General features: G+C 60.4%; 22 protein-coding genes. All 22 read left to right on the top strand.

The features are described from left to right. The first annotated feature begins 7 nt into the window (after positions 1–7). The 22 genes from fusA (at position 8) to rpsE (ending at position 14,420) form a co-directional block, all read left to right on the top strand. Positions 8–2,131 (top strand): elongation factor G, encoded by a 2,124-nt coding sequence (fusA, locus tag JL811_RS14285; protein ID WP_202689385.1) that lies wholly within the window; start codon positions 8–10, stop codon positions 2,129–2,131. An 88-nt stretch (positions 2,132–2,219) separates the two neighbouring features. Then, positions 2,220–3,395: an elongation factor Tu gene (gene tuf, locus JL811_RS14280; protein ID WP_202689384.1), complete on the top strand. Its 1,176-nt coding sequence runs from the start codon at positions 2,220–2,222 to the stop codon at positions 3,393–3,395. A gap of 70 nt (positions 3,396–3,465) precedes the next feature. Then, the gene (gene rpsJ, locus JL811_RS14275) at positions 3,466–3,774 is read left to right on the top strand and encodes a 30S ribosomal protein S10 (RefSeq protein WP_103259193.1); all 309 of its coding nucleotides are present in this window, start codon (positions 3,466–3,468) and stop codon (positions 3,772–3,774) included. A gap of 12 nt (positions 3,775–3,786) precedes the next feature. After that, positions 3,787–4,647, top strand: coding sequence for a 50S ribosomal protein L3 (gene rplC, locus JL811_RS14270; protein ID WP_202689383.1), 861 nt, complete (start codon positions 3,787–3,789; stop codon positions 4,645–4,647). Further along, positions 4,637–5,272 carry a 50S ribosomal protein L4 gene (gene rplD / locus JL811_RS14265; protein WP_202689382.1) on the top strand — a complete coding sequence of 212 codons (636 nt, stop codon included), beginning with the start codon at positions 4,637–4,639 and terminating at the stop codon, positions 5,270–5,272. Before rplC ends, rplD begins: the two co-directional genes overlap by 11 nt. After that, the gene (locus tag JL811_RS14260; RefSeq protein WP_202689381.1) at positions 5,269–5,565 is read left to right on the top strand and encodes a 50S ribosomal protein L23; all 297 of its coding nucleotides are present in this window, start codon (positions 5,269–5,271) and stop codon (positions 5,563–5,565) included. Before rplD ends, JL811_RS14260 begins: the two co-directional genes overlap by 4 nt. 127 nt (positions 5,566–5,692) lie before the next feature. Beyond that, positions 5,693–6,529: a 50S ribosomal protein L2 gene (rplB, locus tag JL811_RS14255; RefSeq protein WP_202689380.1), complete on the top strand. Its 837-nt coding sequence runs from the start codon at positions 5,693–5,695 to the stop codon at positions 6,527–6,529. 3 nt (positions 6,530–6,532) lie between these two features. Next, positions 6,533–6,811 (top strand): 30S ribosomal protein S19, encoded by a 279-nt coding sequence (rpsS, locus tag JL811_RS14250; RefSeq protein WP_202689379.1) that lies wholly within the window; start codon positions 6,533–6,535, stop codon positions 6,809–6,811. Between the two features lie 3 nt (positions 6,812–6,814). Further along, a complete protein-coding gene (gene rplV / locus JL811_RS14245) occupies positions 6,815–7,195 on the top strand; it encodes a 50S ribosomal protein L22 (RefSeq protein WP_202689378.1) in 381 nt (126 codons plus the stop codon). After that, positions 7,195–7,905 (top strand): 30S ribosomal protein S3, encoded by a 711-nt coding sequence (gene rpsC, locus JL811_RS14240; protein WP_202689377.1) that lies wholly within the window; start codon positions 7,195–7,197, stop codon positions 7,903–7,905. The genes rplV and rpsC overlap by 1 nt, the downstream gene beginning before the upstream one ends. Before the next feature lie 12 nt (positions 7,906–7,917). After that, positions 7,918–8,331, top strand: a complete 414-nt coding sequence (gene rplP / locus JL811_RS14235) for a 50S ribosomal protein L16 (protein WP_202689376.1) — start codon at positions 7,918–7,920, stop codon at positions 8,329–8,331. Positions 8,332–8,515: 184 nt separating this feature from the next. Next, on the top strand, positions 8,516–10,096 hold the full coding sequence (locus tag JL811_RS14230; protein WP_202689375.1) for a hypothetical protein: 1,581 nt from the start codon (positions 8,516–8,518) through the stop codon (positions 10,094–10,096). Positions 10,097–10,427: 331 nt separating this feature from the next. Next, positions 10,428–10,634, top strand: coding sequence for a 50S ribosomal protein L29 (rpmC, locus tag JL811_RS14225; protein ID WP_202689374.1), 207 nt, complete (start codon positions 10,428–10,430; stop codon positions 10,632–10,634). An 11-nt stretch (positions 10,635–10,645) separates the two neighbouring features. After that, a complete protein-coding gene (rpsQ, locus tag JL811_RS14220) occupies positions 10,646–10,885 on the top strand; it encodes a 30S ribosomal protein S17 (protein ID WP_202689373.1) in 240 nt (79 codons plus the stop codon). A gap of 67 nt (positions 10,886–10,952) precedes the next feature. Continuing rightward, complete coding sequence (gene rplN, locus JL811_RS14215) at positions 10,953–11,321, top strand: 50S ribosomal protein L14 (protein ID WP_022705624.1); 369 nt, start codon at positions 10,953–10,955, stop codon at positions 11,319–11,321. A gap of 1 nt (position 11,322) precedes the next feature. Then, positions 11,323–11,628: a 50S ribosomal protein L24 gene (rplX, locus tag JL811_RS14210; RefSeq protein WP_202689372.1), complete on the top strand. Its 306-nt coding sequence runs from the start codon at positions 11,323–11,325 to the stop codon at positions 11,626–11,628. Beyond that, entirely contained in the window at positions 11,628–12,188 is a 561-nt protein-coding gene (gene rplE / locus JL811_RS14205) for a 50S ribosomal protein L5 (protein WP_202689371.1), read from the top strand. Before rplX ends, rplE begins: the two co-directional genes overlap by 1 nt. A 16-nt stretch (positions 12,189–12,204) precedes the next feature. Then, positions 12,205–12,510, top strand: a complete 306-nt coding sequence (rpsN, locus tag JL811_RS14200; protein WP_202689370.1) for a 30S ribosomal protein S14 — start codon at positions 12,205–12,207, stop codon at positions 12,508–12,510. Positions 12,511–12,522: 12 nt separating this feature from the next. Further along, positions 12,523–12,921 (top strand): 30S ribosomal protein S8, encoded by a 399-nt coding sequence (rpsH, locus tag JL811_RS14195; RefSeq protein ID WP_202689369.1) that lies wholly within the window; start codon positions 12,523–12,525, stop codon positions 12,919–12,921. Between the two features lie 10 nt (positions 12,922–12,931). After that, positions 12,932–13,465 carry a 50S ribosomal protein L6 gene (gene rplF, locus JL811_RS14190; protein WP_202689368.1) on the top strand — a complete coding sequence of 178 codons (534 nt, stop codon included), beginning with the start codon at positions 12,932–12,934 and terminating at the stop codon, positions 13,463–13,465. Positions 13,466–13,476: 11 nt separating this feature from the next. Beyond that, on the top strand, positions 13,477–13,836 hold the full coding sequence (gene rplR / locus JL811_RS14185; RefSeq protein ID WP_202689367.1) for a 50S ribosomal protein L18: 360 nt from the start codon (positions 13,477–13,479) through the stop codon (positions 13,834–13,836). An 11-nt stretch (positions 13,837–13,847) separates the two neighbouring features. Continuing rightward, positions 13,848–14,420 (top strand): 30S ribosomal protein S5, encoded by a 573-nt coding sequence (gene rpsE, locus JL811_RS14180; protein WP_202689366.1) that lies wholly within the window; start codon positions 13,848–13,850, stop codon positions 14,418–14,420.

The raw sequence follows: 14,420 nt of genomic DNA, 5'->3' as shown, positions 1-14,420 counted from the left end.
GGACAAAATGGCACGCGACTATCCTCTCGAGCGTTACCGGAATTTCGGGATCATCGCCCATATCGACGCGGGCAAGACCACGACTTCGGAACGTATCCTTTACTACACCGGCAAGTCCCACAAGATCGGCGAAGTCCATGACGGCGCCGCCACGATGGACTGGATGGAGCAGGAGCAGGAGCGTGGCATCACGATCACCTCGGCTGCGACGACCACGTTCTGGAACCGGACAATTGATTCCGGCGTGACCGGTGATGTTGGCGAGAAGTTCCGCTTCAACATCATCGACACCCCCGGCCACGTCGATTTCACCATCGAGGTGGAGCGTTCGCTCGCCGTTCTGGATGGCGCGGTCGTGCTGCTGGACGGCAATGCGGGCGTTGAGCCGCAGACCGAAACGGTCTGGCGTCAGGCCGACCGCTACGAAGTTCCGCGGATCGTGTTCGTCAACAAGATGGACAAGACCGGCGCGGATTTCTTCAAATGCGTACGCATGATCAAGGACCGGACCGGCGCCAATGCCGTTCCGATCGTCCTGCCGATCGGGGCCGAGGACAAGCTGGAAGGCATCATCGACCTCGTCACCATGGAAGAGTGGGTCTATCAGGGCGAAGATCTGGGCGCCTCCTGGGTGCGCCAGCCGATCCGTGCCGAACTGCAGGATGAGGCCGTCGAATGGCGGATGAATCTGCTGGAAACCGCGGTCGAGCAGGATGACGAGGCGATGGAAGCCTATCTGGAGGGCAATGAGCCTTCTCCGGAAAAGCTGCGCGAACTGATCCGCAAGGGCACGCTGGCCATCGACTTTGTGCCGGTGATGGCGGGCTCGTCGTTCAAGAACAAGGGCGTGCAGCCCCTTCTGAACGCGGTCATCGACTATCTGCCCTCGCCGCTGGACGTGCCGCCTTATATGGGCTTTGCGCCGGGCGACGAGACTGAAACCCGCAGCATTGCCCGTTCGGCCGATGACGCGCAGCCCTTCTCGGCGCTGGCCTTCAAGATCATGAACGACCCCTTCGTGGGCTCGCTGACCTTCACCCGGATCTATTCGGGCAAGTTGGCCAAGGGCGACGCGATGCTGAATGCGACCAAGCAGCGCAAAGAGCGCGTTGGCCGCATGATGATGATGCACGCCATCGAACGTGAGGAAATCTCCGAAGCGTTCGCAGGGGACATCATCGCGCTTGGCGGATTGAAGGAAACCACCACCGGGGACACGCTGTGTGATCCTGCGGGCCCGGTTGTTCTGGAAACCATGACCTTCCCGGTCCCGGTGATCGAGATCGCGGTGGAGCCGAAAACCAAGGCCGACCAGGAAAAGATGGGCATCGCATTGGCCCGCCTGGCTGCCGAAGACCCGTCTTTCCGGGTGGAGACCGATATCGAATCCGGTCAGACCATCATGAAGGGCATGGGCGAACTTCACCTCGACATCCTCGTCGACCGCATGCGTCGCGAGTTCAAGGTCGAGGCGAATATCGGTGCGCCGCAGGTGGCTTACCGTGAGACGATTTCGCGGGAATACGAGATCGACTACACGCATAAGAAACAGACCGGGGGCACCGGTCAGTTTGCGCGCGTGAAGCTCATCATCTCGCCGACCGAGCCGGGCGAAGGATATTCCTTCGAGTCCAAGATCGTTGGTGGTGCGGTGCCGAAGGAATATATCCCCGGCGTCGAAAAGGGCATCAAGTCGGTCATGGATTCCGGTCCGCTGGCGGGCTTCCCGGTCATCGACTTCAAGGTGCAACTGATCGACGGGGCGTTCCATGACGTCGACTCCTCGGTGCTCGCCTTTGAAATCGCCGCGCGGGCAGCCATGCGCGAAGGCCTGAAAAAAGCCGGGGCGAAGCTGCTGGAACCGATCATGAAGGTCGAGGTCGTGACACCGGAGGAATATACCGGTGGTGTGATCGGTGACCTGACCTCGCGTCGGGGCATGATCAACGGACAGGACACCCGCGGCAATGCCAATGCCATTGCCGGCATGGTGCCGTTGGCCAACATGTTCGGCTATATCAATACCCTGCGCTCGATGACCTCGGGACGGGCCGTGTTCTCGATGGAATTCGACCATTACGACACGGTTCCGGACAATATCAGCCAGGAAATCCAGAAGAAATACGCTTGACGGTGTGGCGGGGAGAACCCCGCCCTACCACCCCTGTAGGGCGGGGTTTACCCCGCCGCCCGCAACAACGAGATGAGGAGTAGCCATCATGGCCAAGGCAAAGTTTGAACGCAACAAACCGCATGTTAACATCGGGACCATCGGTCACGTTGACCATGGCAAGACGACGCTGACGGCGGCGATCACGAAGTATTTCGGCGAATTCCGGGCCTATGACCAGATCGACGGCGCGCCGGAAGAGAAGGCGCGCGGGATCACGATCTCGACGGCGCATGTGGAATACGAATCCGCGAACCGTCACTATGCGCATGTCGACTGCCCCGGCCACGCCGACTATGTGAAGAACATGATCACGGGTGCGGCGCAGATGGATGGCGCGATCCTGGTTGTGAACGCCGCTGACGGCCCGATGCCGCAGACGCGCGAACACATCCTGCTGGGCCGTCAGGTCGGCATTCCCTACATGGTCGTCTACATGAACAAGGTCGATCAGGTGGATGACGAGGAACTGATCGAACTGGTGGAAATGGAAATCCGCGAGCTTCTGTCCTCCTACGACTATCCCGGCGACGATATCCCGATCATCAAGGGTTCGGCGCTGGCGGCGATGGAAGGCCGTGATCCGGAAATCGGCGAGAACTCGATCCGTGCGCTGATCGCGGCTGTGGATGAATACATCCCGACACCGGCCCGTGCGGTCGACCAGCCCTTCCTGATGCCGGTCGAGGACGTGTTCTCGATCTCGGGCCGCGGCACGGTTGCCACCGGCCGGATCGAGCGTGGCGTGGTCAAGGTCGGCGAGGAAGTCGAGATTGTCGGCATCCGCCCGAACAAGAAAACCGTCTGCACCGGCGTCGAGATGTTCCGCAAGCTGCTGGATCAGGGCGAGGCGGGCGACAATGTGGGCCTTCTGCTGCGCGGTGTCGACCGTGAGGGCATCGAGCGCGGCCAGGTGCTGTGCAAGCCCGGCTCGGTGAAGCCGCATACGAAGTTCGAGGCCGAGGCCTATATCCTGACCAAGGAAGAAGGCGGCCGTCACACGCCGTTCTTCGCGAACTACCGTCCGCAATTCTACTTCCGCACGACCGACGTGACGGGCACGGTGGAACTGCCGGAAGGCACCGAAATGGTGATGCCGGGCGACAACCTGAAGTTCAACGTCTCGCTCATCGCGCCGATCGCGATGGAAGAGAAGCTGCGCTTCGCCATCCGTGAAGGCGGCCGTACCGTCGGCGCGGGCGTCGTCTCGAAAATCATCGAATAATCCGCAATCTGGAAGAGGGGCGGCGGGGCGTTCGCGCCCCCCGCTTCCCGCCAAGCCCGAGGGGCATGACATGCAAGGTCAGACTATCCGTATCAGGCTCAAGGCCTTCGATTACCGCGTTCTGGATGCCAGCACGCAGGAAATCGTGAACACCGCCAAGCGGACCGGCGCAACAGTGCGCGGCCCGATTCCGCTGCCGAACAAGATCGAGAAATTCACGGTTCTGCGTGGTCCGCATATCGACAAGAAGTCGCGCGACCAGTGGGAAATCCGCACGCATAAGCGCCTTCTCGACATCGTCGATCCGACGCCCCAGACCGTGGACGCGCTGATGAAGCTCGACCTTGCGGCGGGCGTTGATGTCGAAATCAAAGTTTAAGGGGGCATGACCATGCGCTCTGGCGTTATTGCAAAGAAACTGGGCATGACCCGGCTGTTCCTCGAGGACGGAAAACAGATCCCTGTGACCGTCCTTCAACTCGACAATCTGCAGGTCGTGGCACAACGTACCGCCGACAAGGATGGCTACACCGCCGTTCAGCTGGGCGCGGGCACTGCCAAGGCCAAGCGCACCACGGCTGCGATGCGCGGCCATTTCGCCAAGGCGAATGTGGAGCCCAAGCGCAAGATTGCCGAATTCCGCGTGACCCCTGATTGCCTGATCGGCGTCGGTGAGGAAATCACGGCTGACCACTACTTCCAGGGTCAGTATGTCGATGTCGCGGGCACCTCGATCGGTAAGGGTTTTGCCGGTGCGATGAAGCGTCACAACTTTGGCGGTCTGCGGGCCAGCCACGGTGTGTCGATCAGCCACCGTTCGCACGGCTCCACCGGTCAGTGCCAGGATCCTGGCAAGGTGTTCAAGGGCAAGAAGATGGCCGGTCATCTGGGCGCGGTCCGTGTGACCACCCAGAACCTGCAGGTGATGCGCACCGACAGCGACCGTGGCCTGATCATGGTCAAGGGCGCGGTTCCCGGATCGCGCGGCGGCTGGGTGACGGTCAAGGATGCGGTCAAGAAGCCGGTTCCGGCCAATGTGATCCTGCCCGCAGCCCTGCGTTCGGCGGCTGAAGCGGCCCGCAAGGCGGCGGAAGAGGCTGCAGCGGCTGCAGCGGCTGAAGAAGCAGCCCGCGCCGAAGCGCTGGCGGCCGAGCAGGCAGCAGCAGAAGAAGCGGCGCTTGAGGCAGCACAGGCGGAGATTTCCGCCGATGCCGAGACCCCGGCGGATGGAGGCGAGAAGAATGAAGGCTGATGTCATCAAGCTGGACGGCGGCTCTGCCGGTTCCATTGATCTGGACGATGCGCTGTTCGGCCTCGAGCCGCGCGCCGACATCCTGCATCGTGTGGTGCGCTGGCAGCGGGCCAAGGCCCAGGCCGGCACCCACTCGACGCTGGGCAAGTCGGATGTGAGCTATTCGACCAAGAAGATCTATCGCCAGAAGGGCACCGGCGGCGCACGCCACGGGTCCCGCAAGGCACCGATCTTCCGCAAGGGTGGTGTCTACAAGGGCCCGACCCCGCGCAGCCACGAGCATGATCTGCCCAAGCAGTTCCGTGCGCTGGGTCTGCGTCACGCGCTGTCGGCCAAGGCCAAGGCGGGTGAGTTGATCATCATCGACAGCATCGCGCTGACCGAAGCGAAATCCTCGGTCCTGGCCAAGAAGGTCAAGGAACTGGGCTGGAAGCGGGTTCTCATCATCGACGGTGCGGAAATCGACGGCAATTTTGCCCTCGCCTGCCGCAATATCGAGACCGTGGACGTGCTGCCGACCATCGGCGCGAATGTCTATGACATCCTGAAGCGCGATCAGCTTGTGATCACGAAGGCGGGTGTCGAAGCACTTGAGGCCCGTCTCGGGAAAGGTGACCTGAAATGAGCGCGAAACCCGAACATTATGAAGTGATCCGCAAGCCGATCGTCACCGAAAAGGCAACCCTGGCCTCGGAGGCCAATGCCGTTGTCTTTCAGGTGGCGATGGATGCGACCAAGCCGATGATCAAGGAAGCGGTCGAGGCCGTTTTTGGCGTCAAGGTGAAGGCGGTCAACACCACCATCACCAAGGGCAAGGCCAAGCGGTTCCGGGGTCGTCCGGGCGTTCGGTCCGACAAGAAGAAGGCCTATGTGACGCTTGAGGATGGAAACACCATCGACGTCACTACCGGGCTTTGATAAAGCAAGGCGAATCTTGCGGCCCCGGTTTTCCGGGGCCGCGGATTTTTTCAATCGGGGATCTACGGAGCCCTACACACCCGGATCGCATCTGATGCGATCCTCAAGCTGACGGAAGACAGAGAGCATGGCACTCAAGTCGTATAAGCCGACGACGCCTGGCCAGCGTGGGCTGGTTCTGATCGACCGTTCGGAGCTTTGGAAAGGCCGCCCGGTCAAGTCCCTCGTTGAGGGTCTGACCAAATCGGGCGGTCGGAACAATACCGGACGGATCACGATGTGGCACAAGGGCGGCGGGGCAAAGCGCCTGTACCGCGTTGTGGACTTCAAGCGCACCAAGTTCGACATGGCGGCAGTCGTCGAGCGGATCGAATACGATCCCAACCGAACCGCCTTCATCGCGCTGGTGAAATATGAGGATGGCGAACTGGCCTATATCCTCGCGCCGCAGCGTCTGGCTGTCGGTGACTCTGTGATCGCCGGTTCCAAGACCGACGTGAAGCCCGGCAATGCGATGCCCTTCTCGGGTATGCCGATCGGGACGATCGTGCACAATGTCGAGCTGAAGCCCGGCAAGGGTGGTCAGCTGGCCCGTGCCGCCGGAACCTATGCGCAATTCGTTGGCCGCGATGGCGGCTATGCGCAGATCCGGCTGTCCTCGGGTGAACTGCGCATGGTCCGTCAGGAATGTCTGGCGACCGTGGGTGCGGTGTCGAATGCCGACCACTCGAACCAGAATTTCGGCAAAGCGGGCCGGATGCGCCACAAGGGCGTTCGCCCGACCGTTCGCGGTGTCGCGATGAACCCGATCGACCACCCGCATGGCGGCGGCGAAGGCCGCACCTCGGGCGGCCGTCACCCGGTGACCCCGTGGGGCAAGCCCACCAAGGGCGCCAAGACCCGCAAGAACAAGACCACGGACAAGTATATCGTCCGTTCGCGCAACGCGAAGAAGGGGCGCTGATCCATGGCACGTTCAATCTGGAAAGGCCCGTTCGTCGATGGCTACGTCCTGAAAAAGGCCGAGAAGTCGCGCGAAGGGGGCAAAAACGAGGTGATCAAGATCTGGTCGCGCCGTTCCACCATCCTGCCGCAATTCGTCGGGCTGACCTTTGGCGTTTACAACGGCAAGAAGCACATCCCCGTCGCGGTGTCCGAGGAAATGATCGGCCAGAAGTTCGGTGAATATTCGCCGACGCGGACCTATTACGGTCACGCCGCCGACAAGAAAGCCAAGAGGAAGTAAGCCATGGGTAAGGAAAAGAACCCGCGCCGCGTGGCCGATAACGAAGCGATGGCGCTTGCGCGCATGCTTCGCACCTCGCCGCAGAAGCTCAATCTCGTGGCCGCGCTGATCCGCGGCAAGAAGGTGGACAAGGCGCTTGCCGATCTGACCTTCTCGAAGAAACGGATCGCGGCCGATGTGAAGAAATGCCTGCAATCGGCGATTGCCAATGCCGAGAACAACCACGGTCTTGACGTGGATGATCTGGTCGTGGCCGAAGCCTATTGCGGCAAGAACCTGACGCTGAAGCGGGGTCGTCCGCGGGCGCGTGGCCGGTTTGGCAAGATCATGAAACCGTTCAGCCAGCTGACCATCAAGGTGCGTCAAACCGGGGAGTCTGCATAATGGGACAGAAGGTAAACCCCATCGGGATGCGCCTCCAGGTCAACCGGACCTGGGACAGCCGCTGGTTCGCGGACAGCAAGGATTACGGCAATCTGCTGCTGGAAGACCTGCGCATGCGCGACTTCATCCATGAAGAGGCCAAGCAGGCCGGCGTGTCGAAGGTCATCATCGAGCGCCCGCACAAGAAGTGCCGCGTCACGATCCATGCTGCCCGTCCGGGTGTCATCATCGGCAAGAAAGGCGCGGATATCGAAGGTCTGCGCAAGAAGCTGACGGCTTTCACCAGCTCGGAACTGCATCTCAACATCGTTGAGGTCCGCAAGCCCGAGATGGATGCGAAACTGGTCGCTGAATCCATCGCGCAGCAGATGGAACGCCGGGTGTCTTTCCGCCGTGCCATGAAGCGCGGCGTGCAGAACGCCATGCGGATGGGCGCGCTGGGGATCCGGGTGAATGTTTCGGGCCGCCTTGGCGGGGCCGAGATCGCCCGGACCGAATGGTATCGTGAGGGTCGCGTTCCGCTGCACACGCTGCGCGCGGATATCGACTATGCACTGCATGAGGCCAAGACCCCCTATGGCATCATCGGTGTGAAGGTCTGGATCTTCAAAGGCGAGATCCTTGAGCATGATCCGCAAGCACATGACCGCCGCCATGCCGAGGCACAGGAAGGCGCGGTTCCGCGTCAGCCGCGCCGCGAGCGCGCGTAAGGGAGAAGCACGATGCTGCAACCTAAACGGACGAAGTTCCGCAAACAGCACAAGGGCCGGATCCACGGCGAGGCCAAGGGCGGGTTCCTTCTGAACTTCGGCACCTATGGTCTCAAGGCGACCGAGCCCGAGCGCGTCACCGCGCGGCAGATCGAAGCGGCCCGCCGCGCGATCACCCGCCACATGAAACGTCAGGGCCGGGTCTGGATCCGGATTTTCCCGGATGTTCCGGTCTCGTCGAAACCGACCGAGGTTCGGATGGGTAAAGGCAAGGGCTCGACCGATTACTGGGCGGCCAAGGTCAAACCCGGTCGCGTCATGTTCGAGATCGACGGCGTGAACGAAGTCATCGCGCGTGAGGCCCTGCGTCTTGGCGCGATGAAACTTCCGGTCACCACCCGCGTCGTGGTTCGCGAAGACTGGTGACTGCCTGGAAGAATGCATTTAACACGCCCGCCGGTCATCCGGCGGGCGTGTTTCGTTCTACGGGTGCACGGAAGGCTTGCGTGCCTCCGGCTGGTGATTGCCGGGGTCCGGGAACTGATCTATCATTGACCGGAACAGAGGTTTGATTTGTATTCCCCTTTGCCGGGGTAGGGATGAGTGAGGAATGTTTATGCTGAAGGGAATGACCACCGCAGAGAAGGAATGTATCGCTGCGGGTGCCGATTTCACGTCATTGTTCAAGTATCAGTTCCTGCTCAGCAAAAATCCCGATCTTCGGCTTCCCGGTTTCTCAATCCAGCGGCTCGGTTCCGATTGGACCTTGTATTCCGGTTCGGCCTTGCCCTTGACGCCGATCCTTGATTCCAGACAGCGAGCCGTTGGCTGGGTGCTTGGTGCCGCATTGCATCCTGATGGTGGGTTGATCGAATCCTCGCTCAATCTGGCTGTTTCCAACTCGGAGAAGTCCTTTCTATCGAAGGCAGAAGGACTGATCGAAGGGCTTGCAGGCCGCTACATCGTCATGATCACAAGTGGAACCAAGGCACGGATCTATATCGACCCCGTGTCGGCGCTTGGCGCGGTCTATGACCCGAAGACGCGGACGGTTGCATCTACGGTCTTGCTTGCCCTTGATCGCGACAGGGAGCCCAATCCCCTTTTTGATGAAGAACTGATCTTCGCCGGCAGGGGCAATTACACATTGCAGCATACATCGGATGCGGGGCTGCGTCGGCTTTTGCCGAACCATTATCTTGATCTTTCCGATTTCACCCATTGCCGTCATTGGCCGAAGGAGGGACAGGAGTTTCATATCCCGCTTGAGGAAGCGCCCGCAGCGCTGGAGGAGATCCGGGATCGTCTGGCGCGCACCATGAGAACCCTGGTTTCGGCGCGTCCCTGCGTGATGCCGATTTCGGCGGGTCGCGACTCCCGTAATCTTGTGGCGGCTGGCCGCGACCATCTTGACCAAGTCAGTGAGTTTTTTGCCTTTGGACATCATTTCAACTCGCGACTCGACTGTGCCGTAGGTTCACTCGTTGCCGAGAAGATGGGGCTTCCCTATCACATCTATGATGTCGATGATTTCCCGAAAACTGCGTTGAATGGACGTTTCAAACGCAGAGTGGCGACGCGCGACTACATGATCGCGAACGGAATGACGGGTACTCCACCCAATGAAGTGGTTTACGGGTTGATCCGGCATCAGCCTCCGGGGCTCTGGCATATCCGGGGCAATGTGATGGACCTCATGCAGGCGAGTCACTGGAAGAATGGTGCCATTACACCGGAAACCCATGACCCGGAGCATGGGATCAAGCGCCTGCTCATCACAGGTGGGTCGGGCAATTCCGACGAGTTATCGGAACGCTGGATGCCGCATTACCTGGAATGGTATGAGACCTTGGGTTCGCTGAAGACAAAACCCTATGACATGATTTTCAATGAGTTGTATCTGGCATCGTCGCAGGGTGGCAAGATGTATGGATTGACCCATCACTTCTATATCTCGCCTTTCAATGACCGCTATCTGATTGAGCGTGCGATCTCGCTTCCCTTGCAGTATCGCATAACGGACAGGGCAAATGACGATCTGTTGGCGATTTCCGCGCCCGAGCTGTCCAAGATCCCCTTCCTGCGCGCCTTTCAATACCGTGCAAAGGAACGCGGCGGCAATTGGTATGGCAAGACCATGGTTCGTATCGGTGAACGCCTGACGAGAGAGGGCGGTTCTGCCAGCCAGTGAATTTGATCAATGAAAGAGGCCGTGTACGTCGGTTGCGGTTTGCGCGCATGTGTGCTGGTGTGACCGTGACGCGACGCTGCATGGTCTGTTTGCCTTGACCGAAGGCTTGCACGACAGCTTGTCAGGGCGAACCCGACAGTTGGAGTGCGCACATTCCCTGATCTGGCGCCGCCCGCGCGACGGCAACTTCCCCTTGCCTTCCGCTTGCACCTCCCGTATGCAGCGCCATCCGCGATTCCGGCCAGCCGGGATTCGCGTGTTTATCAATGATCCACCAGGTCGCAGGTGACCCGTTCCGGGGCCCTCTGGTGTTTTGAAGAAGGAAAAGCGCATGAGCGCCGAAGAACTCCGGGCCAAGACGCCCGACCAATTGCGTGATCAGCTGGTCGCGCTGAAGAAAGAAGCCTTCAACCTGCGTTTCCAGCAGGCCACCGGCCAGCTTGAGAACACCGCGCGCATGCGCACCGTCCGTCGCGAAGCCGCGCGGATCAAGACGGTTCTGAACCAGAAGGCGGCTGAAGCCGCCACCGCGAACTGAGGAGCCGCGACATGCCCAAACGTATCCTGCAAGGCACCGTGACCTCGGACAAGAACGAGCAGACCATCACCGTTTCGGTGGAACGTCGTTTCAAGCATCCGCTGCTGCAAAAGACGGTTCGGAAGTCGAAAAAATACCGCGCCCATGATGCGGAGAACAAGTACAAGGTCGGCGATACGGTCCGTATCGAGGAATGTGCGCCGATTTCGAAAACCAAACGCTGGACGGTTGTGATCGACGCGCAAGCGTGATCCCAGCGTCAAGACATGTCGAAACCCTGGGGCGTGAACCACGTCTCCAAAGGTCGGGAGAAACCAAATGATCCAGATGCAGACCAATCTGGATGTTGCTGACAACTCCGGCGCACGCCGAGTTCAGTGCATCAAGGTTCTGGGCGGTTCACACCGCCGCTATGCATCCGTGGGCGACATCATCGTGGTGTCGGTCAAGGAAGCCATTCCGCGCGGTCGCGTGAAGAAGGGTGATGTCCGCAAGGCCGTTGTCGTTCGCACCGCCAAGGAAGTCCGTCGTGAGGATGGCACCGCCATCCGTTTCGACCGCAATGCCGCCGTCATCCTGAACAATCAGGGCGAACCGGTCGGCACCCGTATCTTCGGGCCGGTCGTGCGCGAACTGCGCGCAAAGAACTTCATGAAAATCATCTCGCTCGCCCCGGAGGTGCTGTAAGATGGCTGCCAAGCTGAAAAAGGGTGACAAGGTCGTCGTTCTCGCCGGCAAGGACAAGGGCAAGCAAGGTGAAATCACCTCTGTGATGCCAGCCGAGAACAAGGCCATCGTGGACGGCGTCAACATCGCCATCCGCCACACCAAGCAATCGCAATCCAATCAGGGCGGCCGCATCCCCAAGGCGATGCCGATCGACCTGTCGAATCTTGGTCTTCTCGACGCGAACGGGAAAGCCACCCGCGTCGGCTTCCGCATGGAAGACGACAAGAAGGTGCGTTTCGCCAAGACCACCGGGGAGACGATCTGATGCTCGACCAGACCAGCTATACCCCCCGCATCAAGACGCTGTACAAGGACACGATCCGTCCGGCGCTGAAGCAGGAATTCTCGTACAAGAATGACATGCAGATCCCGCGTCTGGACAAGATCGTCCTGAACATGGGCGTCGGTGAGGCAGTCAAGGACACCAAGAAGGTCAAGCAGGCCGCCGAGGAACTGTCCGCGATTGCCGGTCAGAAGGCCGTCGTCACCCATGCCAAGAAGTCGATCGCCGGCTTCCGCGTGCGTGAGGAAATGCCGCTTGGCTGCAAGGTCACGCTGCGCGGCGACCGGATGTACGAATTCCTCGACCGTCTCATCACCATCGCGCTGCCCCGCGTCCGCGACTTCCGCGGCGTGAAAGGCACGTCCTTCGATGGTCGTGGCAACTACGCCATGGGCCTGAAGGAGCAGATCGTGTTCCCCGAGATCAACTTCGACAAGGTCGATGAGATCCTCGGCATGGACATCATCATCTGCACCACCGCGAAAACCGATGCCGAAGCCAAGGCGCTGTTGAAGCAATTCAACATGCCCTTCACGTCGTAAGCGAGGATCACGAGATATGGCAAAGAAATCCATGGTGAACCGCGAAGTGAAGCGCGCCCGGCTGGTCAAGCAATATGCTGGCAAGCGCGCTGAACTGAAGGCGGTGATCGAAGACCAGTCGCGTCCGATGGAGGAGCGTTTCAAGGCAACGCTCAAACTGGCGCAACTGCCCCGCAACTCCTCTGCTGTCCGGCTGCACAATCGCTGCCAGCTGACGGGTCGTCCGCATGCGTATTACCGCAAGCTCAAACTCTCGCGCATCATGCTGCGGGACCTGGCCTCATTCGGTCAGATCCCCGGCATGGTCAAGTCCAGCTGGTAAGGAGGCCGGTCCATGTCGATGAACGATCCTCTCGGCGATATGCTGACCCGCATCCGCAATGCGCAGATGCGTGGCAAATCGACCGTCTCCACCCCCGCGTCCAAACTGCGCGCGTGGGTTCTGGATGTGCTGCAATCCGAAGGGTATATCCGCGGATATGAGCGCAACGAGACCGAGAACGGCCAGGGTGAACTGGTGATCTCGCTCAAGTATTTCGAAGGCACGCCGGTCATTCGTGACCTCAAGCGCGTCTCGAAGCCGGGCCGCCGCGTCTATATGGGCGTCAACGATATCCCGTCCGTGCGCAACGGTCTGGGTGTCTCCATCGTCTCCACGCCCAAGGGTGTGCTGTCGGACGCGAATGCACGGGCTGCCAATGTTGGCGGCGAAGTGCTCTGCACCGTGTTCTGAGGAGGGCAAGATGTCTCGTATTGGGAAGAAACCGGTCGAGCTGCCCAAGGGGGTTACTGCCTCCCTGTCCGGCCAGACCATCGAAGTGAAGGGTCCGAAAGGTACCCGCAGCTTCGGCGCGACCGACGATGTGACCATCGCCATCGAAGGCGATACCGTCACCGTGAAACCGCGCGGCACGTCCAAACGGGCGCGTCAGCAATGGGGCATGACCCGCAGCCAGATCGACAATCTGGTGCAGGGCGTGACCACCGGCTTCCGGAAAGAGCTGGAAATCCAGGGCGTCGGCTATCGTGCCGCAATCGCCGGGAATGTGCTGAAGCTTTCGCTGGGTTACAGCCATGAAGTGAACTTCGAAGTGCCCGCCGGTGTGACCGTGACGGCGCCGAAGCAGACCGAAATCGTTGTGGAAGGCACCGATCAGCAACTTGTTGGTCAGGTTGCGGCGAACATCCGTGAATGGCGCAAGCCCGAGCCCTACAAGGGCAAAGGGATCCGCTACAAGGATGAATACGTCTTCCGCAAGGAAGGCAAGAAGAAGTAAGGGGCGCAAAAATGGCGAACAACAAAAGACAGCTGTTCCTCAAGCGCCGCTTGCGCGTCCGGAACAAAATCAAGGCGATGGCAAATGGGCGTGCGCGTCTGTCGGTCCATCGGTCCAGCAAGAATATCAGCGTTCAGCTGATCGACGACGTGAACGGCGTGACCCTTGCCGCAGCCTCGACCCTCGAAAAGGATCTGGGGCTGATGGGCAAGAACAATGTCGAAGCCGCGTCCAAGATCGGTGCCGCGATTGCCGAGCGGGCCAAGAAGGCCGGGATCGAAGAATGCTATTTCGATCGTGGCGGTTTCCTCTTTCACGGGAAGATCAAGGCTTTGGCCGAGGCTGCCCGTGAAGGCGGCCTGAAGTTCTGAGGAGTAGTCAGATGGCAAGAGAAGAAAACCGTCGGGACCGCCGCGATCGCGCGGAGGAGACCCCGGAATTCCAGGATCGTCTGGTTGCGATCAACCGCGTCTCCAAAACGGTCAAGGGCGGCAAACGCTTCGGCTTTGCGGCTCTGGTCGTGGTGGGCGATCAGCGCGGTCGTGTCGGCTTCGGCAAGGGCAAGGCCAAGGAAGTGCCCGAGGCGATCCGCAAGGCGACCGAGCAGGCCAAGCGCCAGATGATCCGGGTGCCGCTGAAGGACAGCCGCACGCTGCATCATGACATGGAAGGGCGCCACGGCGCCGGGAAAGTCGTGATGCGCACGGCCGTGGCGGGGACCGGCATCATTGCCGGTGGTCCGATGCGCGCCGTATTCGAGATGCTGGGCATTCAGGACGTGGTGGCGAAATCCATCGGTTCGCAGAATCCCTACAACATGATCCGCGCGACCCTCGATGGTCTTCGTCAGGAAACCAGCCCCCGTCAGGTCGCGCAGCGTCGTGGCAAGAAGGTGGCCGATATCCTGAACAAGCCCACCGCTGATGCCGCTGCGGCCGAAACCGTGGAGGCGTGA

The sequence above is a fragment of the Szabonella alba genome (assembly GCF_016765775.1).
Classification (GTDB): Bacteria; Pseudomonadota; Alphaproteobacteria; order Rhodobacterales; family Rhodobacteraceae; genus Szabonella; species Szabonella alba.
This window is presented reverse-complemented; position numbering and strand designations above follow the sequence as displayed.

Excerpts from the sequence above, each read along its gene's own strand:
- tuf (WP_202689384.1), top strand. The coding sequence starts at position 2,220 with ATGGCCAAGGCAAAGTTTGAACGCAACAAACCGCATGTTAACATCGGG.
- rpmC (WP_202689374.1), top strand. The coding sequence starts at position 10,428 with ATGAGCGCCGAAGAACTCCGGGCCAAGACGCCCGACCAATTGCGTGAT.
- rplN (WP_022705624.1), top strand. The coding sequence starts at position 10,953 with ATGATCCAGATGCAGACCAATCTGGATGTTGCTGACAACTCCGGCGCA.
- fusA (WP_202689385.1), top strand. The coding sequence starts at position 8 with ATGGCACGCGACTATCCTCTCGAGCGTTACCGGAATTTCGGGATCATC.
- rplF (WP_202689368.1), top strand. The coding sequence starts at position 12,932 with ATGTCTCGTATTGGGAAGAAACCGGTCGAGCTGCCCAAGGGGGTTACT.
- rpsS (WP_202689379.1), top strand. The coding sequence starts at position 6,533 with ATGGCACGTTCAATCTGGAAAGGCCCGTTCGTCGATGGCTACGTCCTG.
- rplP (WP_202689376.1), top strand. The coding sequence starts at position 7,918 with ATGCTGCAACCTAAACGGACGAAGTTCCGCAAACAGCACAAGGGCCGG.
- rplE (WP_202689371.1), top strand. The coding sequence starts at position 11,628 with ATGCTCGACCAGACCAGCTATACCCCCCGCATCAAGACGCTGTACAAG.
- rplR (WP_202689367.1), top strand. The coding sequence starts at position 13,477 with ATGGCGAACAACAAAAGACAGCTGTTCCTCAAGCGCCGCTTGCGCGTC.
- rpsC (WP_202689377.1), top strand. The coding sequence starts at position 7,195 with ATGGGACAGAAGGTAAACCCCATCGGGATGCGCCTCCAGGTCAACCGG.
- rplB (WP_202689380.1), top strand. The coding sequence starts at position 5,693 with ATGGCACTCAAGTCGTATAAGCCGACGACGCCTGGCCAGCGTGGGCTG.
- rpsE (WP_202689366.1), top strand. The coding sequence starts at position 13,848 with ATGGCAAGAGAAGAAAACCGTCGGGACCGCCGCGATCGCGCGGAGGAG.
- JL811_RS14230 (WP_202689375.1), top strand. The coding sequence starts at position 8,516 with ATGTTTATGCTGAAGGGAATGACCACCGCAGAGAAGGAATGTATCGCT.
- rplX (WP_202689372.1), top strand. The coding sequence starts at position 11,323 with ATGGCTGCCAAGCTGAAAAAGGGTGACAAGGTCGTCGTTCTCGCCGGC.
- rpsQ (WP_202689373.1), top strand. The coding sequence starts at position 10,646 with ATGCCCAAACGTATCCTGCAAGGCACCGTGACCTCGGACAAGAACGAG.
- rpsN (WP_202689370.1), top strand. The coding sequence starts at position 12,205 with ATGGCAAAGAAATCCATGGTGAACCGCGAAGTGAAGCGCGCCCGGCTG.
- rpsJ (WP_103259193.1), top strand. The coding sequence starts at position 3,466 with ATGCAAGGTCAGACTATCCGTATCAGGCTCAAGGCCTTCGATTACCGC.
- rplD (WP_202689382.1), top strand. The coding sequence starts at position 4,637 with ATGAAGGCTGATGTCATCAAGCTGGACGGCGGCTCTGCCGGTTCCATT.
- JL811_RS14260 (WP_202689381.1), top strand. The coding sequence starts at position 5,269 with ATGAGCGCGAAACCCGAACATTATGAAGTGATCCGCAAGCCGATCGTC.
- rplV (WP_202689378.1), top strand. The coding sequence starts at position 6,815 with ATGGGTAAGGAAAAGAACCCGCGCCGCGTGGCCGATAACGAAGCGATG.
- rplC (WP_202689383.1), top strand. The coding sequence starts at position 3,787 with ATGCGCTCTGGCGTTATTGCAAAGAAACTGGGCATGACCCGGCTGTTC.
- rpsH (WP_202689369.1), top strand. The coding sequence starts at position 12,523 with ATGTCGATGAACGATCCTCTCGGCGATATGCTGACCCGCATCCGCAAT.